This window comes from Oleiphilus sp. HI0132, assembly GCF_001635845.1.
In genome coordinates, this window is record NZ_LWGJ01000372.1 from 1 (window position 1) to 1,491 (window position 1,491).

The 1,491-nt window shown below is 47.1% G+C and carries 1 protein-coding gene; it reads right to left on the reverse strand.

What is annotated here, in order from left to right; translation table 11 throughout:
* Positions 1-1,365 (reverse strand): phosphoenolpyruvate synthase (gene ppsA / locus A3766_RS04575; RefSeq protein ID WP_082907034.1); only part of this gene is annotated, 1,365 nt, incomplete at its 3' end.
* Between the last annotated feature and the right edge of the window lie 126 nt (positions 1,366-1,491).

Consider the following 1,491-nt stretch of genomic DNA (forward strand, 5'->3'; position numbering starts at 1 on the left):
GGTATCACCTTCTGCACAAGAGACGGTTACTTCTTGCCCATCGCGCAATACATCACTGGCATCACCACAACCAACAACAGCAGGAATCCCGAGCTCACGCGCAATAATCGCAGCATGGCAAGTACGGCCACCACGATCTGTCACGATAGCTGAAGCACGCTTCATTACCGGCTCCCAATCCGGATCAGTCATGTCTGTAACGAGTACATCACCGTCCTGAACCTGATCCATGTCAGCAATATCATCAACGACTTTCACTGCGCCACTACCGATCTTGTGACCGATACTGCGCCCTTCTACGACAACGGTTCCGGTCTCTTTCATTAAGTAGCGTTCTAGAATAGCAGTACTAGAACGACTCTTAACCGTTTCAGGGCGCGCCTGAACAATATACAACTCACCGTCATCACCATCTTTTGCCCACTCGATATCCATCGGGCGATCATAGTGTTTCTCGATAATCAGCGCTTGCTTGGTCAGCTCATTGAGCTCTTCATCACTCAGTGAGAACTGTTTGCGCTGTGCCATATCAACCTTGACGGTTTCAACCAGTGAGTCACTATCATCCTGGCTATAGACCATCTTGATCGCTTTGCTACCCAAGTTACGCTTGAGAATTGCTGGGCGACCAGCTTCATAAGTGGGCTTATGTACATAAAATTCGTCTGGGTTCACTGCACCCTGCACGACAGTTTCACCCAAGCCATATGAGGAAGTGATAAACACCACATCTCTAAAGCCGGATTCGGTATCGAGGGTAAACATAACACCGGAGCTCGCCGTCTCACTGCGCACCATCTTTTGAATACCAGCGGACAATGCGACTTCACTATGCTCAAACTCATGGTGAACACGATAAGAGATCGCTCTATCGTTATAAAGCGAAGCAAAAACTTCTTTAACCAGAGCTTTAACTTGTTCGATTCCGGTAACATTCAAGAAGGTTTCTTGCTGACCAGCAAAAGAAGCCTCAGGCAAATCTTCGGCAGTGGCGGAAGAACGAACTGCAACGGCCAAGTTTTGATTTCCGTCTTGTAGCTTTTTGAAAGCATCTTCAAGCGCCCTATTGAGAGCCTCTTGAAACGGAGCCTCCATCACCCAGCCACGAATTTTGGCACCACTTTCTGCNAAGGCTGTAACGTCTTTTACATCGAGTGAAGCAAGCTCTGCATTGATACGCTCACTTAAGCCGTTCTCTGATAGAAAGTCCCAATATGCCTGAGCCGTTGTAGCAAAACCGCCCGGCACCCTTACCCCTACAGAAGATAGATGACTGATCATCTCGCCGAGTGAAGCATTCTTTCCCCCCACTCGATCAACATCGTTCATACCCAGTTCATCAAACCAAATAATGTAGTCCTGCAAGGCTTATTCTCCTGTACATTAGCGAAATACTGATAATTATGCGCTTTACCTAACGCGAGCAGGTGTGAATTGTAACACTTTATGCTAACTTATTTGAATCAATCCTCGGCTTCAAAATAAGGTTTT